Origin of the sequence: Vibrio sp. L3-7 (genome assembly GCF_963898195.1) — a bacterium.
Classification (GTDB): Bacteria; Pseudomonadota; Gammaproteobacteria; order Enterobacterales; family Vibrionaceae; genus Vibrio; species Vibrio echinoideorum.
In genome coordinates, this window is the sequence record NZ_CAWQUW010000023.1 from 19,614 (window position 1) to 44,922 (window position 25,309).

Consider the following 25,309-nt stretch of genomic DNA (forward strand, 5'->3'; position numbering starts at 1 on the left):
TTACAACCTATTTGAAACATTGATTAAGGCTTATATCCATGTTTAAGAAAACACTTTTAGCAACATCCGCTCTTCTTATCTCATCAACAGCCTTCGCTGCGGATGTAGAGAACTCTAACCTAGATATCGCATTCCAAGGAGCTCACTTCCAAGGCGCTGGTAATCAAGTCACCATGCTGCGAGTTCCGGTTACCAACAAAGATACAGGAACAACTCAATTCTTTGACATGAGTGCAGAGTTCGCAGCGGACAAAAATGGCAACCTGGTATTTAAGAATATGAGTTCCATAAAATCAGTTGCCTTTACAAGTGCCAACCAACTAATTGCCGGACACTATCTAGACACTAACAATTGTAGTTGGTTCGTTGAAGGGCCATCAGTTACATCCAATGGAAGATCCAGTTGGAGCTTTTTTAAACCAGCCAATAATATTGGTTGTAAAAACTCTGATCAGCGTTCAGGTCAAGTACTAAGTGGACCGTTAGAAAAAAATCAACTAGCTATTACTCAATCGAATACCTACGAAAAGATTATTAAAACTTCAGAAGGAAACCTGAATTACGGTGTATATCGTGGAAGCTACGTTATGTCAGCAGTTCAAACAGGAAGAAGTATTGCAATTAATATCTATGATAAGTACGGACTAGATGGTAGTTGGACAATAATGCAAGCGCCAAACCCAGGTAAAAAAGAAGACTAATGAAAATAATAGCGCTAATCATCTCCCTGTCGAGTGCTTGTGCTTTCGCCTCCCCGTCTTGGTACGGGGAAGTGCCATTAGACTTAACCTTGAGTTATGGGTTTGGTAAAGGCAACACTTATCAACAAGCTAAAGACGCAGCCTATCATGATCTGGCTAAAGGTGTTGAAAACCGAATAGTCAGCAAGACCACCAGTACTAAAACCTTCGAAAATGGCGAGCTAAAAAAATCTGCGGCTTCACATAAAGAGTCCATATCCAATGTAGTTTTCCGAAACAACGTCACCATTATCAACAGTGAAAAATCGCAAAACCAATTTTATGTTCAAGTCCAATATGATCCAGAGTCATTTGCACAAAAGCTCTCTGCTTGGTTAAAGAAATCAAAATGTCACCGTGAATTACACCCATATTGGTCAACAACGACCATGCTACAAAATTGGGTGGAACAACATCAATGCTTACCGCATATAGATATCGAGCGGTTTGCTGGGGGCTGGATGCTCTCCAACAGTAGTGGCCAGTTAATACTACCGGAAGCAAAGTATAACCACCTATTTTTCAACTATTCAGATGAAAGTATAGATATTCACTCATCCAAGCGACGACTCAACGCTGGCGACCATTACTTTATTCAACTCAACTCAAATCAAGCGGGTTACCTTTCTTTGTTTCAAGTTTATGAAGATGGCAGTACCGGCGTGTTAGTTGAAAACCATCAAGTCACAGATAGCGACTCTATCGAGTTTCCAGATAGAAATAAGTATGACGGAATCGAAGCACTGCTCAACGATGGACAAGAGACATACGATACCAATATCGCATTGCTCTGCCCTACAAAAATTGATACCTCTCGATTTGAGCGATTGGATGAGTCGCGTTTATCAACAGACACCCCAGGGTTTGGATTGATCCTGAACTATTTCGAGCACTGTGATTTTGTCATGGAACGACTCTCGATAGAGAAAGGTTAATCCCTCGGTCAAGGAACAGATATGAAGAAAATAATTTGTCAGCTATCCCCTTTAGCAATACTGATCTCTAGTGGCTGGGCATCTGCTGATACGCTGCAACAAGCGTGTGAACTTTCAATTACCGAACAAAGTTGCCCTAGCGTCGAACATTTTGTCAATCAACCTTTTGAAGCTAAAGATGAGTTTGAAAAATACAAACTCTGCAGTGAAGCCCAATTTGATATTTACAAAGTGCAAAAGAACTGCGAATTCGATCAATATGTGGCGCAAGCTCAACAAGAGTTTAATAAGTTTAAAACCAAAGTTTCAGAGTCTTGGGATAATCCTACCTTTAGCGACCAATTTAAGTGGGTCAGCTACAGCCCCTCTCTACAAATAAAGCGTGAAGTTAACTTCGAGAAAAATACGATTCAAGTCACCACTATTGCAGGTGAAACAACCTCAATAGAAGAACTCAAAGAAGAGATCGTGCGTACATCTCAGCTGACCATTGGCGAAGCCCAACAAGCCGATGCTTATACCTCTGAACTGATTGAAGCAACAAATGTTGAGAAACTCAGTGACAAGACATTCTTACCCGTTTCCGAAACACCAAAGGTTCAGGCTCAAGAGTTAGACAAAGCTCTTGAAAATGTGGCCGTGACCAAAGCCAAAGACAGTAAAGGCAATACCGTTCTCAAAGCCGTTATTTCTTTTCCGCCAAGTTGGCTTAATCGTAAAGAACAACGCTTTTTTGATACCGTTGAAGTTTACGCAGAAAAATACAAACTTGAGCCTGAATTTATACTGTCTATCATCAAAACAGAAAGCGCTTTCGATCCTACAGCAACCTCACATATTCCTGCCTTTGGCCTGATGCAAATTGTCCCAAGTTCCGCAGGATTAGATGCGACAAACTTCCTATTTGGTGAACAACAGCTACTGAATAAAGAATACTTATTCGACCCCGAAAAAAACATTGAGGTCGGTACCGCTTATTTGCACTTACTGCGCTCTCGCTACTTCAAAGGCGTTACCAATGAAGAGAGCTTAAAGTACTGCATAACAGCGGCTTATAATGGAGGCATGGGCCCAATCTATCGTATTTTCGGAGGCAAACGCTCAGTTGCAATCAAGAATATTAACCAGCTTGAGCCACAACAAGTATTCCAAACTATCCAACAAAAGCACTCTGCTGCGGAAACTCGTAACTACTTGAAAAAAGTAAGTAAAACAGAAGTTAATTACGAAAAGAATATGATTTAAGGATAAAACATGAAAAAGACTCTAATTATCGCTGCAATTACTACATTGTCATTTCAAGCAGCTGCTAACTCCGAATTTCCTAGTTGGCGCATGAACCCACAATCTGATTTGCCTGAAGGCTTAATCGCAGGCGTTGCTTGTGTTGAAAGTATGGGAGACATGACGCTTGATATGGACATCGCTTCAATGGAGGCGAGAGCATCGCTAGCCGCATCTCTCGAAGCCATGGTGCAAAAAGAGCTCGATACAAATCGAACCTCGGAGAAAAAGAAGATTGTAACAGCAGATCGTAAGGACAATGTTGTGACTACAACCGTAACCGCTAAATCGACCACAAAACAACTGACCAACCAGCTAATGAAGTTTACCTGGGTAACAGAAAGCGTTTCTGTAGAAAAAGATGTCGAAGAATATTTATGTACCCGGGTGGTTGCACGAGCACCTCAAGTTGTTGCTGAATAAGGTTTTATCATGTCAGAACAGGCTCTACCTTCATCTGTTGATAAAACAGCACCAGAAGAAGACATGTCTTTAACTCAACAAGCTCCCAATGAAGATCAAAAAGATTTTCTTGAAATAATGAGAGAGAAGACACCAAACTCTATCCTTGCCATCATTGCGCTGATCATCGCAGGTGGTCAGTTCAACGATGCTATTGATATGGGAAGCAAAGGTTGGGACCTCTTAATTTCTAACTTTTCAGATGCTCCATCTAACGAGCGTCTTTCTAAAGTCTATATTCGTGCTTCCAGTGGCATTTTAGAAGAGACATTTGGCTCTCCGGTTTATACCAAGATGTCGAATGGTGAGGTACAGATAAAGTACTACAAAGACAGTAAGTTTATTCTTTCTGCAATAACATCCAACGACACAATAGATGCTTTTCTCATTTTCCCTAAACCGGGGTTTGTCGCTGATGTGAACTACCACGCAGGCAGCGCCACTTATTTGGAAACCAACTTCGTTAACTCGACAACAGAACATGCTGCCATATCCAATATTGCGCGTTCAGGTAATTATTACATTGAAGAAGCGGAAGGTGGTCGCTATGAACTGTTATACAGCTCTGTCGGTGGTTACAGCGAATATCTATCCGCTCTCTCTGGGCAACAACTCAAGTTACTCGCTGATTTTAATGACAAATTGATGATGGAAGAGAATACAAAAGATTCTATAACTAAACTACGTAGTGAAATCAGGCCAAACTTCTATGGGTATACGACGGTCGATTTAGAATCACTCGCCCCTGCAATCCTTACCAAGCTTGAATATGAATTGATCACTGATTAACAGCAGCGTTGGTCATTGATAATCGCTATCCAGAAATGTGTATATCTGATTCGGTTGGCTCTACGTACATTGATGAACTCATCAAGTTTGCTAAAACTGAACAAGTCTTAAAAATCGGCTATAAATAGAGACAAAAAGAGCTCCTCATAATGTAGGAGCTCTTTTCATTTCGGTAACTAGGGGTTTAAGCAGGCTAGAGACCCAGTAATCTAACGACCTGAATAATACATACAGATTCGAACGCCATCGAACTCACGAATCTCAAATGGGATCTCGTAGATAGACTCCATCACTGACTTTTCAACCACTTCAGAGATCTTACCCGACTTAACCACTTGGCCCTTCTTCATCGCGACAATGTTATCTGAGTAACAAGAAGCAAAGTTGATGTCGTGAATCACGATCACCACCGCTTTATTAAACTCATGCGCCAAGCGACGAAGCGTCTGCATGATTTCGACCGAGTGTTTAATATCAAGATTGTTCAGTGGTTCATCTAGGAACACATAATCTGTATCTTGCGCCACAACCATTGCGATGAACGCCATTTGACGCTGACCGCCACTGAGCTCATCAAGGTATTTGTTTTGAATATCGGTGATACCCAAGTGTTCTAACGCCGTATTGACGACTTTATGATCTTCGTCTTTCAAGCGACCCTGTGAATGCGGAAAACGACCAAAACAGACCAACTCACGAATCGTAAATCGCATATTGATGTTGTTTGATTGTCTTAACACGGCAAGGTGCTTGGCTAGCTCTTTGGTATCCCATTCAGCCAGTAATTTATCGCCGATAACGACCTCGCCCGCATCACTTTCGGTTAAGCGGCTCGCCATTGAAAGTAGCGTACTTTTACCAGCACCATTTGGGCCAATGATAGAAGTCACTTCTCCTTTAGGGAACATAGCACTAGCATCATCAACCACGAGTGACTTGCCATACTTCTTAGTTAAACCTGTTAATTTAATCACTACTTACTACCTTTACTGAATTCTGGTGCGTAACAACAAGAACATAAAATACAAACCACCGACCAAGTTAATGATCACACTCACTGTGGTTTCAAACGCCATTACTTTTTCGATAAACCATTGGCCTGAAAGCAATAGAACGACCGCTAACAAACTGCTTGCGATGATAAGCACACGATGTTGATAAGATTTGAATATCTGACGAGCTAAGCTCACGGTGATTAAACCAAAGAACAGCACTGGGCCAACCAAAGCAGTCGATACCGCGACCATCACTGACACAATCACCAAGGTAATCTGAGTCAGTCGTTTGGTGTTAACACCCAAGCTTGTTGCGTTATCAACACCAAGCCAAAGTACATCAAGCTTAGGCGCTAACAACCAAAGGCCAAGCAAGCTCAAACCTAATGGAATAAGGCTGAGGTAAACCAGTTCGCCTTTCACATTATTGAAGCTTGCGAACATCACATTCTGCAGCACCGCGAATTCATTGGGATCAATCAACATCGCAAGGAAGTTCGCTAAGCTCGAGAATACGCTGCCACACACGATGCCTATTAAAAGCAGTGTGAAAACGTTATTTCGCTTGCTCTTAAAGTAGAAATGGAACAAAGCAAACGAGAACAAGATCATCACAGTTACAGACATCGAAAAGTTTGCGATTGAATCAATCACCCAGAAACTGGTACTGCCAAACACAAACAGAAGTACCGTTTGAACCAGCATATACAAGCTATCAAAGCCCAAGATGGATGGGGTTAGAATTCGATTATTAGTAATGGTTTGGAACACCAATGACGATGCAGAAATCGCCACCGCCGCCAACACAATTGACAGTAGTTTAGGTAGTCGCAGAGACAAGAAGAACTCATAGTTATCCCACGTAAGTCCCTGCCCCACAAATACTGCCGCCATACACAAAGACGCGATGGCCAGAATCGCAATTTTTACTGAATCACGCATTCGACTTGTCTCTCATGATTAGGTAGATAAAAATCAAGCCACCAAAGATGCTGATTACCATCGAGATTGGAATCTCATAAGGGAAGATGACGATTCGAGCTAACAAGTCACAAGCCAATACCAAGATCACGCCCCAATAGGCTGTCCAAGGCAGAATCTTCTTCATGTTATCGCCCATCATCAGCGACACGATATTCGGCACGATAAGGCCAAGGAATGGGATAACACCGACGATCATCACTACAGAAGAGGCACAGATAGCGACCAATGCAACACCAATGAAGACGATCTTCTGGTAATTCAAGCCGATGTTTTTCGCAAAGCTCTCGCCAATACTCGCCGCACTGAACTGACTCGCGAAGTAGTAAGCCAACACACAAGCAGGCACTGCGAGGTAAAGAATTTCATAGCTGCCTTGCAACACACTCGCAAAGTTCGCCATTGTCCATGCCGACATGGTTTGTACTAAGTCGTACTTATAAGCAATAAAGGTTGTTAGAGACGAAACAACGTTGCCATACATGATGCCAATCAAAGGCACCAACACCGCATTCTTGAACTTCAGGTGTTGTAGAAAACGGACCAATAGCATGGTTCCGAGAACCGCAAACGCGAAAATGAAGCCTAAGTAGCTCCATTGCGCTGCATTGCCCAGAACCAGAATACCGACTATGTACCCAAGCATGGCGCAGTCAATGGTGCCCATAGTCGAAGGTGCGGCAAACTTGTTCTGCACGATCTGTTGCATGATCAAGCCAGCGACACTCAAGCCCGCACCGGCAAGCACAATCGCGAACAGTCGAGGGATTCGACTAATAACATAAATAGAGTTGGCGTGTTGGTTGCCATTGAAGAAATCGCTAAAACTGATCTCAGCGACTCCAATCATCAATGACATAACGCATAACACAACAAGAAATACAGCAGCGGCAATGGGTTTCAACATAGAAATAATACTAAAGGTAGGGCTCTTTGAGTCCGTATGAAAAGTGAAAAAGGGCTTATAAGAACGCTCTTATAAGCCCGAAAATCTGATGATTAGTAACTATTGAATCGTACGCTCAATATCACCCAACATTCTGTGAATCGCTGTCACGCCACCACCAGCCAAATACCAAGCACTTGAATCAAGGTAAACGATGTTGCCTTGCTGCGCTGCAGGTGTCGCCGCAACTAATGGGTTATCAAACAGCTGTTGTGCGCGACCTTCTGATTTGCCAATCGCTTTTTCGCGGTCAAGAACGTAAAGCACTTCAGGTTTTGCGTCAGCAATGTATTCGAACGAGATTAGGTTGCCGTGAGTCCCTTTAATTGGAGCGACTGTTGCACTCTTTGATTCCACGAAACCAAAGTCATCAAAGATGATTGAGAAACGGCTGCCTTTGTTGAACATCGCAATGTTGTTGCCGTTGTTCATTAGCATCATTGCTGAAGTTTCGTCAGACGCTACTTTGTCGTTTACCGCAGTAATAGAAGCTTGAGTCTCTTTAATGATCGCTTCTACTTCAGCTTGCTTACCAAAGATGTCACCTAGCGCACGCCAGTTTTGCTGAGCATCAGCCCAGTATTTATCACCTTCAATAGAGAACATGACCGTTGGAGCGATTTGTGCCAGCTTGTCGTAAACCTTAAGCATGCGATTTTCCGCGATAATGATGTCAGGCTTCAACATGTAGATAGCTTCAAAATCAGGTTCACTCAATGATCCTGTATTTGCAGTCGTTTCTTTGTACGAAGCTAGGTAATCGGGCAGCAAGCTATGGGGCGCACCAACTGGCTGTACACCAATTTGATCAAGCACATCCAAGCTACCAAAGCCAAGTACCACAACGCGCTGTGGTACTTCAGTAAACTGCGCCGTGCCCTTTACGTGTTCAATGGTCACGGTTTTCGCTTGAGCGGTCATCAGTAATGATGATGCAAGAACGATGGCAAGCCCGCTTAACAACTGGCGAACTGAATTGATTGTTTTCTTCATGTTTCTTCCTTTGCCATTGATACTAACCACCACTCATGACAATGAAAGTCACATTACTCATAGGCGAGTATGGGGCGTACACAACGGCTAAATAACGATAATTTAAAGTCTGTCATTGCTTTGATAACAAACCCGTAACGCAAGTGAGAACTATTATCAATTATATTTGCGTTAAACTGGCGACACAACAACTTTATTATTCAGAAATGTAAAAGTGAGTATTCATATTTTGCGTAGCCAGGAGACATACTAGGGATCAGAAATAACAAAAAGACGCGGAGAGGAAAATGATCATCAATCTGAAGAATAAACTGATGGGGAAAAGTGCTCGAAAACCCTGTAATTACAACGCTAAACTCCAGAATCACAACGCTAAATCTCAGAGTCACGAATTGAAATTTACAATGTAAAGATTATATATAACAGAGACTTAATCATCACTAAATTAACTGAACAAATAAAACCACTAATGACAAAGAACACAAAGCGGTGCAAAGCCAAACATCGGTCAGGTATCATGGTGAATTATCGGTCCTTCGCTCATTTAACTCTCAACAAGCGACGGCAAATCAATCAAAAATATTTTTAAATTTAATTAAAAATAGAGTTGCAATTCAAAAAACTAGGCGTATAGTGCGCCACTTGGCTCTAATCTATAGAGCTGTTAATGCTAAAGTAAGTCCAAGTTCCTCAAAGACAGTTCTCGATTTCCTCGTTACACCATCTCTGCGTCAGCTTTCACCTAGATAGTCATTCAATAGCTTTTAAATTCGATCCTCACTACCGATCTATCGTCATTCGCTCTTTTGCTAGCGAAGTCAAAATAGATCGATCACTTAAATATAAATGTAATAAACACAAGGCACAGTTATGTCACGCAGAACAACACGACAAACCCATTGGTACCAACTATCACGCGACAAATCAGTCAATAAACTAAAAGGTAATAAATGCTCAAGATTAAAATAGACTTACACAAAGAAGAAATTTCATGGGTCACAGAGATTCGACAGCTCAATAGCGATATACTCCACCGCCACATATTGCCCAAGCTACAACATCACAGTTATCTCATCGATTTTGAATTTAATGAACGAGAAAGCATCGGAACTATTGTTTCAGGCAACGGAAACACCCTAGGACATTTCACACTCCTATAGCATTTCCCAAAGACTACAAAAAGAAACACCGTTTAGTCCCAAAGATGTAAAAGATGTCACCCTCAATTCGCTCTAGCAGAACAAAATAGAGTAGAAGTAAAACAGAACAGAAACCTAGCCCTTTTTGCATTTCACACGCGGCTAACGCTAGCTAGGTTATCGTACTTCTATTGAAACCAACTTATATCAAACTCTGAATCACCAATGAGTCATTATCATTGCATTCACGGACTAATAAGTTAACGGCATCGACCTTAACTTCTGATCAAGAGTATATAAGTGTTCTGCAGCTTGCATGTGTTGAGGGTAATCACTGAATTTCTCACGATTCTCCTCATTCATCTTACATGTCTCATCCACCAGCATTAATTTCCAATACAGCTTTGTTGTATGCAGCATCGCCAGTAAAGGTTTGAATACCTCTTTTTCATAAGCTTGAATCAATTCTTCAATCAACTCATCACGTTCGTCTTCACTTGCGATTGAACCATTGGTTGCCGACAACACTTTTTGATACTTCAGATTTTGTTGCAGCTTATCCATGACCGTTTGGTTTTCTTCCGCTAGCTCAACAAGTTTCGACTTAATGATATTTACCCAATTGGCTTGGCTCAGTACCGTGTCATCAACACTGGTAAAGTCTTCTCGTATCTGTCGCTCCACGTCTTTTTGAGCTTTCTTTAAAACGGCGCGCACCTTTTGAAAAGGCAGCTGATATTCCTTACTTAGATCGATAATCAGTTTATGAAAACCACCATTTGGAAGGTGTAAGTTTTCCTTAAACGTCGCCATTGCAGCTTCTTGCTGATCGGTAAGGTGAGTCATTCTGTTTCCTATTCTTTATCACTTATGGTGCTGAGCCCGCGATCATACCACTATATAACCTCGTTTTTTCGGTAACTTGATAGGTTACATCTAGGTACGTACTTAATTTCTCTCAACACGTTATCTTTTGGCTAGTTTTCACACTACTTGGCATTAAATGGTAAGTTTCTATCAATGAATATTCGTACATTAGTCGCACAGGGTATATCGCCAGACAGGAGTCATTACTTACATATGAAAGACAACCGCGAGAAATGAGAAACCATATGACCTATTCAGAATACAAAGAATCCGATCTGCATAAGTGCGTTAGCGTTGGTGCAGAAGCAACGGTATCAATCGCCAAGTTTACCGTTAAAGCCACTACCCTTTTATTTCGATTTGTCCGCTGGCTTGTCGTATCGGCCTATTCATATGTGATGAAGTAATTCTGTATTGGAGTCGTTGTTTTCATTACGACTTATCCAAATACTCAAAAGCGCGCCCTATTAGGTCGCGCTTTTTTTATGCTCCGATTTTTGTAGCCAGCTTTTCTATGTCCGTTTTTTCTAGATCTAACTTGTGATGCTCAAAGTACATAACCAATTTTCTATCGTCAGTGGCGTTAAATGGTAAAACCATGAATCGAATAAAAACCATACTACACCTGTTCCAACAAAACAGACTTCTAACTTATACAGGTACTAAAATGAAAAAGATTGCACTTAAAATTGTAGGACTAACGGTTTTGGCTTCTGCGCTAACTGGTTGTATCGGCAGCAACGCCGTAACAGGGAAAGTGATGAAATTTAACGTTGAAGTTGTCGATAACCGCTATGCTCGTGCAGGTGTAAACTTCTTATTAGCGCCTGTGTACGGTATTACAACCGCAGCCGACTATGTCGTATTCAACTCACTTGAATTTTGGACAGGTAAAAACCCAATCAGTGGCTCGCCACACGTATTTGATACAAAAACAGATACACACTTCGAAGTGAACGACGACCTAGACCCAAGCCTGAAAGAAGCACCTGTGGGGCCAATTTCAAACAATCGCACCATTGAAACGGGTGAGATGATTAAGATTGACGAAAACACGGTTCAAATGGACATCGTCTATACCTCTGGTGAAACGGCAACTCTGACAGGTATCAAAGAGGGTCAAAACGTTAGCTATTACATGGATGGTCAACTTGTGTCACAAACGACCATCGCTGAATTAGAGAAGATACAAGGCACTGAAGCTTAAGGTTTGTAGCTCACACTAAGGCATTAGATTCGTAGCCCATAGGGAGTTCAATCTCAAAGCTAGGTTTGACTTTAAAAAGCGTAAAAAAGAACAAGCCCGGCAATTGCCGGGCTTGTTTGTATATGATCTATTATTTGTATCCGCTCTATTGGGATTGAGACTGTGTAAGCCGAATACTCACCAAACTTGCCACCATTATGGCCAAGTAAAAACTGCCGATAATGGATTCCATAAACACAAAAAACTGAGCAATAGGCAATGCTGGTGATATGTCACCATAGCCAACCGTAGTCAACGTGATAAAGCTAAAGTACATCGCATTAAACAAATTGGTTAGCCAGATTTGCTCTTCTAATCCATTAAAGGCGTTCGGAAATATTTCTAAAATCAACAAGTAGATGGTCGACCAAGCAAATCCCAACAACAAGTAAATACAGATTGACCCAATAATGTGATTGGGCGTCACCGTTTTGGCTTTCATCACCTGTTTCAACGCCGAGTAAATGTGTGAAAACAAGAACACAGCCAACGCTGATAGCGTCACTATCGACAGGTTATAGCCTTCCAAAAACGAAAACACACCAGACACTAGCGCCGTAATCAATAACAGCCCATACCAAGAGCGATACAAAGCTCGCTCTTTATGGATACCAACAATTGAACTCGCCAGAGTAATGATGATGAGAAATAGTATTGTTTTCTGGCCTTGCGGATAAAACTGCTGCATCACCGCGCAACCAAAAAACAACACCAACAGTGCATAGAATAAGAAGTAGAAGTTGTCGTCTTTAGAGACTGGCTTCATCTATTTTTCCTCTGCCTCTGCTGGTTTTTTCTCAGTTTCTTGTTGGTTTTTCTCTTCAAGCCCAAGCCACGCCATCATCAGCTCATAGCTTAAACTCAGTATCACAGCACCAACAAACAGACCAACAATTCCCGACATTGCCATTCCGCCCAGTGCGCCGAGTAAAATAACCAACATTGGAATGTGAGAACCACGGCTCAGTAGTACTGGCTTCAAGATAGCGTCACTGCCGCTCACCAAAATACACCACACTAAGAACAAGCTCGCCGCCAGTGTCGATCCAACACTGAACATGTAAATAATGGCAGGTAACAAAGCAAGAATCGGCGGCAACTGAATAATAGCGACCAGTAACACCGCTAGCGCCCACAATGCCGCGGCCGGAACACCCGCGATAACCAAACCAATTGCCGACATGATAGATTGAATAACAGCAACACCAATCACACCTTGCACAACGCTGCGCACAGTCGATTTAGATAACTGCACGAGCTCTACGCCTTTGCCATCCGTTAAACGAACCACTAAGTGAGTCACACCGGTTTGACATTTGTCGGCGTTACTCATGAACGCACCTGCAATGATGGTTGAGATAATAAATTGGACAAAACCACCGCCCAATGAGCCTAAGATCGATGCCATTTTAGAAGCAAATACCTTAAGTTCGTCTGCATACGTGATAAACACGCCCTCTATATTCGAAGAAGCATGGACCAAGGCGGCATAGACTCTTTCGCCAACTAATGGGATATCTTGCAAGGACTCTTTGGGTTTCGGCAGAGACAAGGTTCCGTCCTGTAGCCCTGTCATTAGGTCCGAAGCGCTAGTGTAAATACCGGAAGAGAGCGCAACTAAAGGAATGAGCAGTAACAGTACTCCGATAAAGCTCAGTAACGCGCTGGCTTTTCCTTTCGACATTCCCGTCTTATTTGAAATGGCGACAGCAACTGGATAGAGCGCAGTCGCAATGATCGCCCCCCAAATAACCAATAGAATGAATGGGCGCAAAATCGAGAAACACCAATACACGAGCATGGCAATTGCTGCGATCTTGATGGCAGCGTCTATTGCCTGTTTTGAAAAATCATCGGTTAACTTCATGAGACGTCCTTGTAAGACATAATTAAGGCTGATTTTGTAGGAACTTCCAATTCCGAGTTTCTAGGAATAAAGAAGCCAAAATCATATATATACCAATTAACACTAATTGGAATATGCGTATAAGAGTGTTGCTATCGATGTCGCCTGAGCTCATCAAAGTGCTACCGACAAGTACTAACAACGTACTAAATGCAGTGGCGAAAATCGGCGCTTTTTCGGGAACCGTATAGATCTTCTTGGCGATCACAATAGCGACCAAGCCTATGAATAAAGAGTAGAAGATAATATTAGGAACAATCGAAAGGATTGAAAAAGCCGCTATCGCGAGCAATCCCCCGATACCATTACTTATCACTAGAAAAGCACTCAACTTTATCGACTTCTCTGACGTAATCATCAACGATAACAGCGCAATGAACATCATTGTCAATAAAGCTTCAGATATTTGAAAGATAAAGAAAAAACATACCACTGGATAGGAGATAATCATCGCCCTAAAGGCTGCATACCAACGCTGTTTCTTTTCGAGTGGCGCAGCAGCGAAGCCTGAGAACTCCGATTTAGGCTCAGGGAAAAATACATGCACTAACGCAAATATCATCACTGAAACCACCCCAGAAGTTGCTAAGCCAGATGCCAGCATTACCGAAACGCCAGGGTTATCAATCGCCATGAATGGCAACATCAAGACAGCAATCAACAATATGGTGGCGAAAAGGTTCCATTTAGGGTCGACAAACAAGTAGTAACCCCAAAGCATCATTAACCCCACTAAAATCAGCAATGGGATTGGGTAATGGGTAATTCCTCGCGACAGCAATAAACCTAACCCCATCGTCACCACAACGGCCAAAAGCAATTCGTAGACCGTTTCCTTATGGAGGTTTGGTTTATCAATTAAGAACTTAGCAGTGAACACTGGCGCCACAAACGCAAGTGGCCAGTTTATCCACGCCGCCAAGAAAACAGCCAACGTGACCCCGACAGTAAATCGCAGGATACGTTGCTGTGTTTGTTGGTCAAGAATCGGCTTATCGGACATAAGACAATACGCTAATCAGACGAATCCATACTTTGCCTATCGCGTTGAACACAAAGTTATCGCCGCTATAAACAATCACATCCGCTTGGCCACCCACTCGGAGCATGCCTGTCACTTCTTCATTATCAAATTCAATGGTGATAGGAAGCATCTGTGTTTGGCGCAACCAACCCGTTTGTTGGCTAGCTTGCGCAAGCTTACCTGCTTGATCATTTTGCCCCCAATCAACACCCCAATCGATACTACTTACGCGCCCTTTTACCACTTTGCCCGGTGCGAAATCCAATGCCACTTCAACTTCATCACCGACCGTTACATTACCTAGGCTGTTCTCTCGATAATAAGCTTCAATCCAAATATCTTCGGTTGAAACAAAGGTCATGATTGCTTGCCCTGCCGATGCATAAAACCCTTCAGACAGGCTAAAGTTAGAAACACCACCTTGTGTCGGCGCGGTTATCACGGTGCGCTCTAGGTTCAATTGAGCTTGTTCAAGTGCCAGCAACGCCGCTTTCACTTGGCTATTTTCTTGGCCTTCTTTGCCCATTTGTTGCTTCGCACCTTCAAGATCAGCCTCTGCATTCACAACAGCTGCTCGAGAGGTCGCTAATGCTGCTCGCGCTTTATCTGCATCTGATTTAGAAACCACACCTTTGTCTGCCATCTCTAAGACACGCTTGGCTTGCAGTTTGGTGTTTTGTCTTTCAACAATCGCTGAAGTGAGTTTCGCTTGAGCTGAAGCAATGCTCGCGGTTTGAGCACCGACATTTTGGCCTGCAATCTCTAAATTTTGCTCGGCTTGTTGTACTGCTATTTGGTAATCAGACTCATCTAAAATGGCTAACTTGTCGCCTTGATTAACCAGTTGGTTAGGTTGAACCAGTATATCGAGTACTTTACCCGACACCTCTGGCTTGATTGGAACGATATAACCTTTTACACGAGCATTATCAGTAATAGGGATGATTCGGTCTGAAATGACACTGAAGATCAACATGAATGCAACAAACAACAATAGGTAATTTGTGACCTTTCTTACTTTGTCTTTTCCATTTTCTTGCTGGCCAACTTCTTCATTGGCTTCTTGACTATTCCCTTTGGTTTCTGACATGGGACTCCCTTCTAGATAACTAACATCAACAAAATTAATACTTTAAAAATAAACCCAGCGATGGAAAACTCAAGTAAATAGGGTTAGATTTAGTAAACAAAACGTTGCAAATGATATGCACGTCTAATAATGCAACAATATATACAGGATTGTATTCCAATGACCACTAGTCACTACCAAGTCCCGGTAATTCAAACGAACTACGCTAAAATTCTGGTTCAGGTTTTTTCTGACTATGGTCTTGATTTACATCTGTTGCTGAAAGATTCCGGTTTACCACCCGACCTTATCGAATCAGAAAGTGATTTTGTGCCATCGGAATCCATTAAGCGTTTGATTTATCTTACATCGGCACAACTCGGCGTATCTCGGTTCACCGATATTCTTGGACTCGCATTTCGACGTCGAATCATCCCAAATGTCTTGCATCAATTTACCGAATTCGAAACCATTGGTGATGCACTAAAACAGATCAATTCAATCTTTGCCTACGACTCCCCAGGCAGCAAAGTCGAGTTTATTCAAGAACACGGTCAGAGCTGGTTTTGCCGTACTGCCCCGGAAGACAATTCCCCTATGTTTCAATGGGGAGAAGCTTTTGCGATTACATATATCATTGAATTAATAACCATTTTATCCCAATCACCATGGTTACCTAATAAGGTGCGTCTGCAAGGACATGACATCGATGTCGTCAAAACACTGGTGCCAAGTAGCTGCCAACTGTTTGTTGATCAATCGTCGACGGCTGTACTTATTCCTGAAGAAATATTACAACTCCCAATTCGCCTAACCTCTAAAGAACTCAGTGCTAAACCGACACTTATTGAGTGGCATACCAGCTTTACCGATAGCGTTTATGAGCTTCTAAAGCCGTACATGAAAGAACAAGATCTCTCTCTTGAAGAAGCCGCTGAGCTACTCAACTTTTCGGTGCGAACGTTCCAACGCAAACTCAAGAACGAAAACACCACTTATCGAAAAATCAAAGAGAACCTGATGTTTTCGGTAGCTTGCGAACTGATGGAAGAGGGTCACACGCTGACCTACATCTCTAGCCAGCTCGGTTACACCAACATCTCGCATTTTTCTCGTGCGTTTAAGCGTGTGTCTGGTCTTACTCCGAAGATTTACCAACGCTCAATCTCGGCTTAGATACCACTCTCACCGATTAGCTAAGTGTGACCAACTCTTAGCCAAGGGCAATAGGTGTCGCGCAGCCTGGGCTAGAGCTACACACTCTATTTCGTCCGTTACCTTTAGCGCGGTAAAGTGCCTTATCTGCACTGCGATAGGTCGCTTCGGCTTGCGACTGTATTTCAGACACACCACTGCTTACGGTCAGGTTCAATGTTGTCCCTTTGGCAATCACTTCTTTCAATCGATACATCGCCTCAAACGCTTCTGCCAAGTTAGTTTCTGGCATTAAGATAGCGAACTCCTCGCCGCCTACTCGCGCGACGATGTCGGTGTCTCGACTGTTATTTCGCAACAGTTCAGCGACCTCTTTCAGCGCTGAATCACCTTGGTCATGACCATAATTATCATTGATGGCCTTGAAATGATCTAAATCGATCAACGCCAAACAGGAATGCGTGTAACCATAACGCTCCGCTAAGTTTGAATAATGGTTAAGATCTTTATCAAAACGGCGGCGGTTCCAGCACCCTGTGAGAGAATCTGTGTCCACCAACATTCTTAATCGACGTTCTAATACTTTGCGTCGACTAATATCGGTAAAGGTCACCACATATTTATTATTGTGCGACAGTATTTCAGCTAACTTTTCGACAACCACATTCACAGTAAAATGTTCACCAAGTCGACTGACTCCACTCAACTCACCCTTCCATCTCTGGTTTTCCTTGAGTGAGCGAGTAATGGTCGATATTAAACTGCTGTTATTCATAAAACAGAGATCAGAAATCGGGCGAGACTCGACTTGATTAAAGGCATAACCTGAAACCCGAGAGAACTGTTGATTCACTTGTATGACCCTTAATTGACTATCGAGGATGATAAAACCAGCGACGCCATCAATGATCGCTTCAGACAAGCTATTCTTGCTTTGAGCCATTTCATGTCGATATAGGCGTGCAGTAATGAGGGTGCTGAGCAAAAACAACGCGCACACAGAAAAAGCCATGACTGCCGAAGAAGCCATACTCAATAACCACAAGCTAACTGCCATATTAAGGGCAAGTGTAGACACCACGTATAGCGGCATTTTTCGGTCAAAACTTAACTTATTCATAGTCTGCTCTAGTGATGGGCGAATGACTATGATGGCTAAATTTTCACTAAGATATTTACCATTTTACGACACATACAAATTCAAATTACATATCGAACATTAAGCGCATAGGCTTATGCTAACTATTGATCAGAAGAAACGAGTTGTTTAATAGAAAGAGCTAGTTATTAATCGGGAACAACTAATTATTGAGTAAGAACAACAGGCTACCACCGCTCAACGAGCTGCCATAATTGAAGTTAATTCCAATTCCGAAGTTGTCAAAAAAGTAAGAGTCATAAGGCACATCAAATACTAATCCTGCCCCAAATTCATAGTAATAGTGCGTATCTAAAGGAGCCGTCAAATCACCCGCGACATCGATTCTTGTTAAGTTATAGTGGATTTGAGGGTTATTCAGCGACCAAGCATCGAGCGCTACATTTTGCCTAAACTCGAGTTCATTAATGAATCGCATCCCTTCTGGGTTACCGATATCGCCATCGTTCGCTTCGCCCCAGCCTGTTCCATAAAAGTAACGAACTCTTGAAGACACATTCCAACTGCCCCACTCCTTTGGTTGCAAGTATTGAAGTTTGACTGAAGGTTCTGCAACAAGCGCCCATGCTGATGTATTCAACGCGTAACCGTCTAGCTGAGATTGAAATGCTTGAGAGTAGCTGTTGTTGTATTCGTATTTATTGCGGTAATAGAGCAAGTGAGTGCCTAATCCATAGGCGATAGACCAATGCTGGTTTAAATGGTTTTGCCCTCCAAAAAAGCCATACAGGCCCAATACCGAGTCTTCATTTGGGTTAACACGACGGTCAGGAGTCACATCTGATGAGATCTCAATATTCTGTTCAGAAAGCGCATAAGACCCTCGCACAGACCAAATAAGGTCGAAGTCAGGGTCATCCGTTTTAATCACGGAAGAGTAAGGGATGGAGCCCACACTCACTTGGCTTCAAGTATCGATGGTTTTATCTGAGCCAAAACCACTGTCGTTTAAATTGATAAACGAATTAGGATCAAAATCCACAAAGCCAATTGAAATAGCATCGCTGTCAGTCAACGCAATTGACACAGAAAATATCTTCTCTAAGCGGTTCTGAATCAATTCATTGGATGCATAGGCCGAGGAAGAACTGAGGCCCATTAAGAGCAGAATAATAGAACGGGGATAGTGCGATAGGGGTGAAAGCATTAAGTTGACTCCATTCAAACTTATGCTTCAAGTGTAATTGGTAACTTAACTAATTCAATCAGAGAGTTAACGGTGTGGTTGATACTGCTCTCAGTTCCAACTGCAAGAGCGTTGCTAAATCGATGGCCCCCCAAAGTTCTTCTACGTCTTGGATTCTAAAATGAATAATCATATGTGCCTCTGTCTAAATTGGAGTCTTATCTTGGATCATTCTTAAAACCCTTACTTACCATAATGCGCCAAACTGACTTTAAGACTTGTTTCGCATATAAAACAATAAGCGTTTGAAAATTATAGGATTAACTCCTAAGTTTTTTATAACCCTTTACTCAGGAAGAAGTAGATGAGCAATATAGAAAAAGTATACGGATTTAATACGCCCCAACGACTATTTGTCGGATACACGCTTGCGGTACTCGTCGATTTAACCGTTCTTAATTTTTTTGATGAATACTGGGACTTCGTCAATATCGAGTCTTTCACCATCTCATTTTCAGCTGCGATTCTGCTCCAGCTATTGCTCAAATTGTCTATCGGTTTAGAACATAAGCTGGCTGATTACTTCAAATCTAAACCGGGGACTGCGCCTAAGATTTATCGTGGTTTATCCAGTTACGTCATCTTAGTAGGTTCTAAGTTTGTAATGCTGGAAGCCATCAATATCTTGTTTGGCGACAAGGTAGATTTCACAGGCCCTTGGAATGGTGTGGTGGCGTTTTTCGCTGTGGTATTCACTATTTTGGTCGCAGAGATTATTGTCTCAAAGATCTACTTCGCACTCGATGACACGCCCAAAGCTGAAAAAGCATAGCAGCTTTTGATACAGACCTAAGACAAAAAAAGTGAGCCAAACAGGTTCACTTTTTACATCTATTCTTTACGTTTCAGCGATTAACAAACAGAGAAGTTAGATAAAGACTCTCGCTCTAACACCAAACACCCAAGCGCTACTTTCATTGGAGAACGCAGGATCTTTAATGTATTGAATATCAGGTGTCACTTGGATGAAATCGTTGAGTTGCATGTTGTAGTAAATTTCAGCCGTCCATTGCTCTGTATTACCACTTATTGCTTTCGCATCAGCTGCAAAAGAATCACCATTCACTTCTGCCCAATTAAGTGCCACGCCTAAATTGTTGGTTGGTTTTCCTAATCCAAAGTAACCCATACCAACAGAAATCGATTTATCGTAAAGGGCAACGTCCCCTTCAGAGAAACCACCACGTACAAACGGCATAACTTGATCATTCATGAACTGACTCCATGAGAAGTTAACGCCCGAGCCACCTTCCGCAGCAAGGCTATTACTGTGGCGAGTATCGTCACCAAAGTCCCAGAACGTCACATGGAAGTTATCGGTATAAATCAGTTCTTGTGAAGCCGTCCAACCTAATTCAAGTGTTGTAAAGTAAGACGCATCACTACCAAAAGCGCTATCAAAGCCATCAAAAATATCATCTGACTGACCATTTGCATCAGCGATACCACCGACCACATAAAAGTTTTCGCCTAGCATATGACCGGCAGAAAGGGCCAATACACCGTCATCCGGTAAGCCCATCGCACCTGAGCCTGTCGAGAATGCCAAGTTAGTAAAGCCAGACCACGGGCTTGCTAGAGCGTAAACATCCGCATAGTTCGTTACATCCTGCCAACCGACAACAATAGTGCCTTTGCCATCGTTGATTTTTTGCTTCCAATTTAAGTCCGTAACACGGAACCCTTGGTCACTGTATGCAGGGCCAATTGCACCGACATAACCAAGAGGGCCGAATGAATAGTCTTTTGGCGCAGTATCACCATAAGCATGCCTATGTTCCACCTTCCAAACCAGGCTACCTGAGTTCTGTGTGCCCTTTCCCAATAGATGCCATGAACCGTATAATCGTGCCACACCCGACGATGCATCAACGCTATCGCCGCCAACCCCATCCCCAGAGGTCAGCCCCAAAGCAAAGTAATCTGCACCAAATGTAAAACCATCTTCAGCTAATGACTCCCTCCAAGATTTCTTTTGTGCTTTCTGCTCTGCAATTGTATTTTCAACAGAATCTGGGCCTTCAAAGTTAGCGCCGTAAACAACGCCGCTCATTGGGCTAGCCGCCATCACAATAGCCATACTTATTTTAGAGAATCTTGAGTTCATCATGTCACCAGTGCTTTTTAAGTTAGTTTTATTCTATTCATTACTCACATTGAAAATTGTCATTTGATGACACTGAGTGATTTAGATACTTCCAACAATAGATTGTATTCAACTAGACGCACTAGCTAGGGTTGATACTGTTCTATACCGTCCGCTTTCATAGCATAGACCGACTGCACGTTGGCTGCGCCGTCAGAGTAATTCACATTTTCTTTCGATTGGTGCCCTGTTAACTGCCCCTCAACCCAAACCGGTGTCATTAAACTCACCAATTCAATGCCTTGCGGGTAGTCTATCAACACCAGTTGATTCGCTGGAGGTGGTGGAGTGTGGATACAGGCTCCAGCAGAAGGTACTAAAAAGAACTTGGTCACCTTAGTGCCATCCATTTCAATCGGCGTGATGTAACCAGGGATACGATGTTTACTACCTACCACTTCAGTATTGGGTTTCGAACCCAACGCTTCTCGTTGCTTCATAATCTGTTCGCGAGCTACAAATAACGCTTCAACATCGACGTTTTGTTTTCTCAACCTCTCTGTCACTTCAACGATTTCTTGCGTTGCTTCGTCACTTGCCACAAAACCGTCTTTAGACTGAGCCTCTTTAAAGCGAGCAATAGTCGCCATGTCAAACATCTGATTTCTATCTAACTTTTGAAATGGATCCTCCATTAACTCCATATTCGGAACTAACTCATCCCAGTACGTCACTTTTATTTCACTAGCCAATGATGAAAATGACAAACAACAGAACATCAAAAATGAGCATATTGATTTTAAATCAACCATCAAAATCTACTCCAACCAAACACAAAAAAAAGGAAGTAGGTAGAGGAAAAGCTCCCCTACCAAATGATTAAAAATCGAATCGGAAATTACATTTCGTTGCGGTATACAACGCCATCTTTCATTACCAATTTGATAGTGTCGATGGTCTTGTATTCAGGATCAGCGTCAAACCATTCCGGAGTCGCGCCTATCACTGCCATGTCTTCCAATGGGTTACCATCAATCAATAAGATATCTGCAACCGCTCCATTTTCAATAACGCCTAATTTCCCTTGTGTGGTGCCTCTAGGGCCTGACATCGCCAACATCTCACCAGCCGTTGAAGTCATTTGTTTCAATACTTCAAAGTTGCTGCCGAAAGCTTGTGTGCGCCAGTAAATTTCGTAACGACGAGCTCGCTCTGCATCGGAATCTGCTCCTACATAGTCAGAGGCGAAAACGACCTTCACATTGTTTTCTAACAATCGTTTACCGTAATCACCGTATTCTTCTTGAAGTTGGGCGACCATTGGCAATTTCTCAGCTGGCATTAACGGGTTTTTCGCTAAATCTGGCGATAATCCCCACATTTGAGGAACAACATATCCGCCTTCTTTGGCAATTCTCTTCATCGTTTCATCATTAATAAAGAACCCATGTTCAAAGCTTTTAACGCCACAATCCAATAATCGATTTACCGATCGATCGTTAAAAGTGTGTGCCGCGACATAGGTATTCCAATCTTTAGCGGCTTCAACAATCGCACATGTCTCATCAACCGAGTATTGAGTCGTATCTATTGGGTCAAATCGAGATGAACCACCGCCACCAGCCATGATCTTGATTTGAGTCGCGCCATTTCGTAGGTTCAATCGTGTCGCTTTCAACACTTCTGGTACGCCATCGGCAACCGCACCAATACCCATTCGTTCGAAGTTGGAAATGTCACCTACAGAATTCGGTGTAAAACCTGGGTCACTTCGATCTCGGAAATCACCATGACCAGAGGTTTGAGAAATAAACGCACCAGAAGGGTAAATACGTGGGCCGACAACGTTACCCGCCTCAATTTCACGAGTTAGACCAAAGGCTGGACCGCCCATATCACGAACAGTGGTAAAACCATCATCTAAGTAGCGCTTAGCCACTTGAGTCGCATGAATTGAAATGTCAGTGAGGTCTTTATTAGTTTCGATGTCACCAAAATTATAGTTAATCATGACGTGAGCATGGCCATCGATCAGACCCGGCATTAACGTTTTGCCTTCGCCGTCAATCACTACAGCATCACCAGCCTCTATCGGGCTCGCAGAGATTTGTTTGATAAGATTATCTTCGACTAATACATGATGGTCTTCGTACAATTTGTTTTCAGTGCCATTGAATACATCGACGTTAGTAAATAGCGTTGATGCGGCATTTGCAGAAAGAGCAAATGAACACGAAAGAGCAACAACAGAGAGTTTTAAGCCTGCATTTTTCATTTATACACCTTGATTCCGTTTATGAGTGGAGTCCACTTCCCATAACGATTCCGTAACTACTAATGAGTGTCATGAGGTTTCAAAGGTGTTTTTGTCAGCCGTGATAATCACAAAAATCTAATCAAAATTCCGGGAAAAAATCGAGGCAAAAACAACTCATCAACATTCAATAACTTAGTAGTGATACTGCCAGTGTTCAAGGTTGATAAATGGCCATTTGGTGACAATAAATAATTATGCGTTCAGGCTCCGGTTTCTGCTTAATAGCTGGAGTTTTTACTTATTGGCTAGAGTTTCGCTGCGGAGCTATTATTGCCGAAGCTCTTACTGGTAGCTTGGTACTGTTGCTTACCGACGTTAGCTGTACTCTTTTCGGTACTGTCTTGGCGTCATGTTCATCTGTCGTTTAAAGGCTCGGGTAAAGTGGGAAGAATCGGAATAGCCCATTTTCGCACCTACTTGCGTGATCGATAGATCTGACTGCTTAAGCAATTCTAAAACCTGCTCAAGAACCATCTCTTCAATCAAGGTTTTGTAGACCACCCCTTCACTTTCCAATCGACGCTGGATCGTTCTGACATGAATATTCAGAATCTCAGAAGCTAAGCTAATTGGGAGTTTCCCCATCGTGAGATAAGGTTTAATAACAAGCTTAAAAGCGCTCAGGAATGAGCTAGGTAAAGGCTTAGTGAGATCTGGTACTTGAGCAATTTTGGGTAAAACAATCGGTGCAAGCATGATATCTTCAGGGATCTCAAAGGCAGTGACCGGCCTATGCGTATAAAACTGAGCACTGCCCATTTGTGGTAGAGATTGAAAGCATTCGAGATCGCCATTCTGAATGCCAACCTCAGACGGCTTCCAACGACCTTGCGTTAATACTGAAAGTAGCTCGTTGATGAAAATAACAGAGAACAGTTCAGCGAACTTAAACCAAGGTGCGTTAGTAAATGGCTTCTCGCGAACCAACCACCACTTGCCTCCGGATTGCTTGGTATAGACATTCGCACCATTGGATACGAGCTTCAACTGCTCACCAAATTGGTCTAGCGCGTTTTTCAATGAATCCTGCTGGCTTAGCTTAGCCACAAACCTTGGCACATAGGTTTGCTTGCAAAAACTCCACATAAACAGCGAAAACTCTTCTCTCGACGCAGATTCCCCCATAATCTTGACCACGTTCTTAACCGTTGTCTCAGGGAGATAATCGTAATGGTCATTACTGGTGAGAATATCATTAGGGATTTGGGCACTGCGTAGTAAGGTGTAGATTTCACCATCAATATGTTTGAACAGTTCCGCGAACAATTCGACTTCTTTCTTATCGACAACTGTCATTATCTGAGGGGTATTTGGCATCCTTTCCCTTATCTATTCGTTCACGAACTCAAATTATCACCTTTTTTAAGATAGCAGAACAAACGCCGCGTTACCTAGACCTACTAACAGGATGTCTCCGTCAAAATAACGAATAAACAAACGGTTAGTAGCCAAACTCGTGTTTACTGACTTGGTCGATTACTGAACGGCTAAGTCCGCTCTGCGTACCCAGAATGCTCGTATATGATCATAAATCAGATTAAACACAAATGCGTAAATTGTAATAAAAATGGTCACGCCGATATCCATTAAAAATGCCTGCCAAATCCCCACGTCAAGTAAGTAAGCCATCACTGGGATCGTCGCCACCAGCAAGCCTGCCTCAAATAGCACGACATGAAAAACACGTAACTTGAGCGAACGCTTTGATTTTTCACCCGTGAAGTAGCGATCAAAAATGCGGTTGAAACAGTAGTTCCAAATCATGGCGATGGTCGCAACAACTATCATGGTTCCTGATAACGCATTCACATCATGATCAGTAAATATCGCTAAGCCTATAATTGATAGTGTTACGGCCAATACTTCAAATAACACAGAGTGAAACACTCTTTCTAACGTACTCATACATTCCTCTAAATAATCTATTACGTGTTGGATTGGTCGAGATTATGTCACCTGAAATAATAAGAGAAAGTTAACAGCCATCACGAATAGTGATAGCCTAGGAGTTATTACCCCCTTTGGTATTG

General features: G+C 42.5%; 25 protein-coding genes and 1 pseudogene. 10 read left to right on the forward strand and 16 right to left on the reverse strand.

The window, feature by feature from the left end:
- The first annotated feature begins 38 nt into the window (after positions 1-38).
- Genes AACW75_RS15110 through AACW75_RS15130 form a run of 5 tightly spaced genes read left to right on the forward strand, consistent with a single transcriptional unit; the run spans position 39 to position 4,210 of the window.
- Positions 39-701: a hypothetical protein gene (locus AACW75_RS15110; protein ID WP_145569488.1), complete on the forward strand. Its 663-nt coding sequence runs from the start codon at positions 39-41 to the stop codon at positions 699-701.
- Positions 701-1,675 carry an LPP20 family lipoprotein gene (locus AACW75_RS15115; protein WP_145569486.1) on the forward strand — a complete coding sequence of 325 codons (975 nt, stop codon included), beginning with the start codon at positions 701-703 and terminating at the stop codon, positions 1,673-1,675. Before AACW75_RS15110 ends, AACW75_RS15115 begins: the two co-directional genes overlap by 1 nt.
- A gap of 21 nt (positions 1,676-1,696) precedes the next feature.
- Positions 1,697-2,920: a murein transglycosylase domain-containing protein gene (locus AACW75_RS15120; protein WP_145569484.1), complete on the forward strand. Its 1,224-nt coding sequence runs from the start codon at positions 1,697-1,699 to the stop codon at positions 2,918-2,920.
- 9 nt (positions 2,921-2,929) lie between these two features.
- Positions 2,930-3,382 carry a hypothetical protein gene (locus AACW75_RS15125; RefSeq protein WP_017102532.1) on the forward strand — a complete coding sequence of 151 codons (453 nt, stop codon included), beginning with the start codon at positions 2,930-2,932 and terminating at the stop codon, positions 3,380-3,382.
- A gap of 9 nt (positions 3,383-3,391) precedes the next feature.
- On the forward strand, positions 3,392-4,210 hold the full coding sequence (locus AACW75_RS15130) for an ETEC_3214 domain-containing protein (RefSeq protein ID WP_170962357.1): 819 nt from the start codon (positions 3,392-3,394) through the stop codon (positions 4,208-4,210).
- A 209-nt stretch (positions 4,211-4,419) separates the two neighbouring features.
- Here AACW75_RS15130 and AACW75_RS15135 read toward each other — a convergent pair whose 3' ends face one another.
- The 4 genes from AACW75_RS15135 to AACW75_RS15150 all read right to left on the reverse strand — a co-directional run bounded on the left by AACW75_RS15135 (position 4,420) and on the right by AACW75_RS15150 (position 8,125).
- Positions 4,420-5,184, reverse strand: a complete 765-nt coding sequence (locus tag AACW75_RS15135; RefSeq protein ID WP_145569481.1) for an iron ABC transporter ATP-binding protein — start codon at positions 5,182-5,184, stop codon at positions 4,420-4,422.
- Positions 5,185-5,196: 12 nt separating this feature from the next.
- Positions 5,197-6,147, reverse strand: a complete 951-nt coding sequence (locus AACW75_RS15140; protein ID WP_145569479.1) for an iron chelate uptake ABC transporter family permease subunit — start codon at positions 6,145-6,147, stop codon at positions 5,197-5,199.
- Complete coding sequence (locus AACW75_RS15145) at positions 6,140-7,093, reverse strand: ABC transporter permease (RefSeq protein ID WP_065681718.1); 954 nt, start codon at positions 7,091-7,093, stop codon at positions 6,140-6,142. Before AACW75_RS15145 ends, AACW75_RS15140 begins: the two co-directional genes overlap by 8 nt.
- A gap of 99 nt (positions 7,094-7,192) precedes the next feature.
- Complete coding sequence (locus AACW75_RS15150; protein WP_102567672.1) at positions 7,193-8,125, reverse strand: siderophore ABC transporter substrate-binding protein; 933 nt, start codon at positions 8,123-8,125, stop codon at positions 7,193-7,195.
- A gap of 950 nt (positions 8,126-9,075) precedes the next feature.
- Here AACW75_RS15150 and AACW75_RS15155 point away from each other — a divergent pair.
- Positions 9,076-9,285 (forward strand): hypothetical protein, encoded by a 210-nt coding sequence (locus AACW75_RS15155; protein ID WP_004731601.1) that lies wholly within the window; start codon positions 9,076-9,078, stop codon positions 9,283-9,285.
- Positions 9,286-9,516: 231 nt separating this feature from the next.
- Here the strand turns inward: AACW75_RS15155 and AACW75_RS15160 are convergent, their stop codons facing one another.
- Positions 9,517-10,110, reverse strand: coding sequence for a hypothetical protein (locus AACW75_RS15160; RefSeq protein WP_061021924.1), 594 nt, complete (start codon positions 10,108-10,110; stop codon positions 9,517-9,519).
- 266 nt (positions 10,111-10,376) lie between these two features.
- Here AACW75_RS15160 and AACW75_RS15165 point away from each other — a divergent pair, with 266 nt between their 5' ends.
- Together AACW75_RS15165 and AACW75_RS15170 are read left to right on the forward strand one after the other, a co-directional pair.
- Positions 10,377-10,538, forward strand: coding sequence for a hypothetical protein (locus tag AACW75_RS15165; RefSeq protein ID WP_181257344.1), 162 nt, complete (start codon positions 10,377-10,379; stop codon positions 10,536-10,538).
- 260 nt (positions 10,539-10,798) lie between these two features.
- The gene (locus AACW75_RS15170; protein ID WP_029222428.1) at positions 10,799-11,338 is read left to right on the forward strand and encodes a DUF3332 domain-containing protein; all 540 of its coding nucleotides are present in this window, start codon (positions 10,799-10,801) and stop codon (positions 11,336-11,338) included.
- A gap of 145 nt (positions 11,339-11,483) precedes the next feature.
- Here the strand turns inward: AACW75_RS15170 and AACW75_RS15175 are convergent, their stop codons facing one another.
- The 4 genes from AACW75_RS15175 to AACW75_RS15190 are packed head-to-tail and all read right to left on the reverse strand — an operon-like array spanning position 11,484 to position 15,397.
- Complete coding sequence (locus tag AACW75_RS15175) at positions 11,484-12,143, reverse strand: potassium channel family protein (RefSeq protein WP_004731606.1); 660 nt, start codon at positions 12,141-12,143, stop codon at positions 11,484-11,486.
- A complete protein-coding gene (locus tag AACW75_RS15180; RefSeq protein ID WP_145569477.1) occupies positions 12,144-13,244 on the reverse strand; it encodes an AI-2E family transporter in 1,101 nt (366 codons plus the stop codon).
- Positions 13,245-13,266: 22 nt separating this feature from the next.
- On the reverse strand, positions 13,267-14,286 hold the full coding sequence (locus tag AACW75_RS15185) for a DUF2955 domain-containing protein (protein WP_102451220.1): 1,020 nt from the start codon (positions 14,284-14,286) through the stop codon (positions 13,267-13,269).
- Positions 14,276-15,397: an HlyD family secretion protein gene (locus tag AACW75_RS15190; RefSeq protein WP_108186261.1), complete on the reverse strand. Its 1,122-nt coding sequence runs from the start codon at positions 15,395-15,397 to the stop codon at positions 14,276-14,278. Before AACW75_RS15190 ends, AACW75_RS15185 begins: the two co-directional genes overlap by 11 nt.
- Positions 15,398-15,556: 159 nt before the next feature.
- On the opposite strand from AACW75_RS15190, the gene AACW75_RS15195 reads away from it, so the two are divergent.
- The gene (locus tag AACW75_RS15195; RefSeq protein ID WP_017086385.1) at positions 15,557-16,552 is read left to right on the forward strand and encodes an AraC family transcriptional regulator; all 996 of its coding nucleotides are present in this window, start codon (positions 15,557-15,559) and stop codon (positions 16,550-16,552) included.
- A 37-nt stretch (positions 16,553-16,589) separates the two neighbouring features.
- On the opposite strand, the gene AACW75_RS15200 is transcribed toward AACW75_RS15195, so the two are convergent.
- Together AACW75_RS15200 and AACW75_RS15205 are read right to left on the reverse strand one after the other, a co-directional pair.
- Positions 16,590-17,651 (reverse strand): sensor domain-containing diguanylate cyclase, encoded by a 1,062-nt coding sequence (locus tag AACW75_RS15200; RefSeq protein ID WP_145569476.1) that lies wholly within the window; start codon positions 17,649-17,651, stop codon positions 16,590-16,592.
- A 181-nt stretch (positions 17,652-17,832) separates the two neighbouring features.
- Positions 17,833-18,837 (reverse strand): annotated as a pseudogene (locus AACW75_RS15205) (Solitary outer membrane autotransporter beta-barrel domain).
- A 343-nt stretch (positions 18,838-19,180) separates the two neighbouring features.
- On the opposite strand from AACW75_RS15205, the gene AACW75_RS15210 reads away from it, so the two are divergent.
- Positions 19,181-19,648: a hypothetical protein gene (locus tag AACW75_RS15210; RefSeq protein WP_065681710.1), complete on the forward strand. Its 468-nt coding sequence runs from the start codon at positions 19,181-19,183 to the stop codon at positions 19,646-19,648.
- 96 nt (positions 19,649-19,744) lie between these two features.
- Here AACW75_RS15210 and AACW75_RS15215 read toward each other — a convergent pair whose 3' ends face one another.
- The 5 genes from AACW75_RS15215 to AACW75_RS15235 form a co-directional block, all read right to left on the reverse strand.
- The gene (locus AACW75_RS15215) at positions 19,745-20,944 is read right to left on the reverse strand and encodes a carbohydrate porin (protein ID WP_145569513.1); all 1,200 of its coding nucleotides are present in this window, start codon (positions 20,942-20,944) and stop codon (positions 19,745-19,747) included.
- Positions 20,945-21,108: 164 nt separating this feature from the next.
- A complete protein-coding gene (locus AACW75_RS15220) occupies positions 21,109-21,774 on the reverse strand; it encodes a DUF3299 domain-containing protein (protein WP_054542561.1) in 666 nt (221 codons plus the stop codon).
- Between the two features lie 86 nt (positions 21,775-21,860).
- Positions 21,861-23,237, reverse strand: coding sequence for a metal-dependent hydrolase family protein (locus AACW75_RS15225; RefSeq protein WP_004731623.1), 1,377 nt, complete (start codon positions 23,235-23,237; stop codon positions 21,861-21,863).
- Positions 23,238-23,594: 357 nt separating this feature from the next.
- Positions 23,595-24,575 carry a helix-turn-helix domain-containing protein gene (locus AACW75_RS15230; protein ID WP_102491580.1) on the reverse strand — a complete coding sequence of 327 codons (981 nt, stop codon included), beginning with the start codon at positions 24,573-24,575 and terminating at the stop codon, positions 23,595-23,597.
- Positions 24,576-24,755: 180 nt separating this feature from the next.
- Positions 24,756-25,184: a PACE efflux transporter gene (locus tag AACW75_RS15235; RefSeq protein ID WP_017077482.1), complete on the reverse strand. Its 429-nt coding sequence runs from the start codon at positions 25,182-25,184 to the stop codon at positions 24,756-24,758.
- Positions 25,185-25,309 lie beyond the last annotated feature (125 nt).

Excerpts from the sequence above, each read along its gene's own strand:
- AACW75_RS15235 (WP_017077482.1), bottom strand. The coding sequence starts at position 25,184 with ATGAGTACGTTAGAAAGAGTGTTTCACTCTGTGTTATTTGAAGTATTG.
- AACW75_RS15225 (WP_004731623.1), bottom strand. The coding sequence starts at position 23,237 with ATGAAAAATGCAGGCTTAAAACTCTCTGTTGTTGCTCTTTCGTGTTCA.
- AACW75_RS15140 (WP_145569479.1), bottom strand. The coding sequence starts at position 6,147 with ATGCGTGATTCAGTAAAAATTGCGATTCTGGCCATCGCGTCTTTGTGT.
- AACW75_RS15200 (WP_145569476.1), bottom strand. The coding sequence starts at position 17,651 with ATGAATAAGTTAAGTTTTGACCGAAAAATGCCGCTATACGTGGTGTCT.
- AACW75_RS15125 (WP_017102532.1), top strand. The coding sequence starts at position 2,930 with ATGAAAAAGACTCTAATTATCGCTGCAATTACTACATTGTCATTTCAA.
- AACW75_RS15150 (WP_102567672.1), bottom strand. The coding sequence starts at position 8,125 with ATGAAGAAAACAATCAATTCAGTTCGCCAGTTGTTAAGCGGGCTTGCC.
- AACW75_RS15175 (WP_004731606.1), bottom strand. The coding sequence starts at position 12,143 with ATGAAGCCAGTCTCTAAAGACGACAACTTCTACTTCTTATTCTATGCA.
- AACW75_RS15190 (WP_108186261.1), bottom strand. The coding sequence starts at position 15,397 with ATGTCAGAAACCAAAGGGAATAGTCAAGAAGCCAATGAAGAAGTTGGC.
- AACW75_RS15170 (WP_029222428.1), top strand. The coding sequence starts at position 10,799 with ATGAAAAAGATTGCACTTAAAATTGTAGGACTAACGGTTTTGGCTTCT.
- AACW75_RS15115 (WP_145569486.1), top strand. The coding sequence starts at position 701 with ATGAAAATAATAGCGCTAATCATCTCCCTGTCGAGTGCTTGTGCTTTC.
- AACW75_RS15110 (WP_145569488.1), top strand. The coding sequence starts at position 39 with ATGTTTAAGAAAACACTTTTAGCAACATCCGCTCTTCTTATCTCATCA.
- AACW75_RS15230 (WP_102491580.1), bottom strand. The coding sequence starts at position 24,575 with ATGACAGTTGTCGATAAGAAAGAAGTCGAATTGTTCGCGGAACTGTTC.
- AACW75_RS15120 (WP_145569484.1), top strand. The coding sequence starts at position 1,697 with ATGAAGAAAATAATTTGTCAGCTATCCCCTTTAGCAATACTGATCTCT.
- AACW75_RS15215 (WP_145569513.1), bottom strand. The coding sequence starts at position 20,944 with ATGGCGGCTAGCCCAATGAGCGGCGTTGTTTACGGCGCTAACTTTGAA.
- AACW75_RS15160 (WP_061021924.1), bottom strand. The coding sequence starts at position 10,110 with ATGACTCACCTTACCGATCAGCAAGAAGCTGCAATGGCGACGTTTAAG.
- AACW75_RS15180 (WP_145569477.1), bottom strand. The coding sequence starts at position 13,244 with ATGAAGTTAACCGATGATTTTTCAAAACAGGCAATAGACGCTGCCATC.
- AACW75_RS15210 (WP_065681710.1), top strand. The coding sequence starts at position 19,181 with ATGAGCAATATAGAAAAAGTATACGGATTTAATACGCCCCAACGACTA.
- AACW75_RS15195 (WP_017086385.1), top strand. The coding sequence starts at position 15,557 with ATGACCACTAGTCACTACCAAGTCCCGGTAATTCAAACGAACTACGCT.
- AACW75_RS15145 (WP_065681718.1), bottom strand. The coding sequence starts at position 7,093 with ATGTTGAAACCCATTGCCGCTGCTGTATTTCTTGTTGTGTTATGCGTT.
- AACW75_RS15130 (WP_170962357.1), top strand. The coding sequence starts at position 3,392 with ATGTCAGAACAGGCTCTACCTTCATCTGTTGATAAAACAGCACCAGAA.
- AACW75_RS15220 (WP_054542561.1), bottom strand. The coding sequence starts at position 21,774 with ATGGTTGATTTAAAATCAATATGCTCATTTTTGATGTTCTGTTGTTTG.
- AACW75_RS15185 (WP_102451220.1), bottom strand. The coding sequence starts at position 14,286 with ATGTCCGATAAGCCGATTCTTGACCAACAAACACAGCAACGTATCCTG.
- AACW75_RS15165 (WP_181257344.1), top strand. The coding sequence starts at position 10,377 with ATGACCTATTCAGAATACAAAGAATCCGATCTGCATAAGTGCGTTAGC.
- AACW75_RS15155 (WP_004731601.1), top strand. The coding sequence starts at position 9,076 with ATGCTCAAGATTAAAATAGACTTACACAAAGAAGAAATTTCATGGGTC.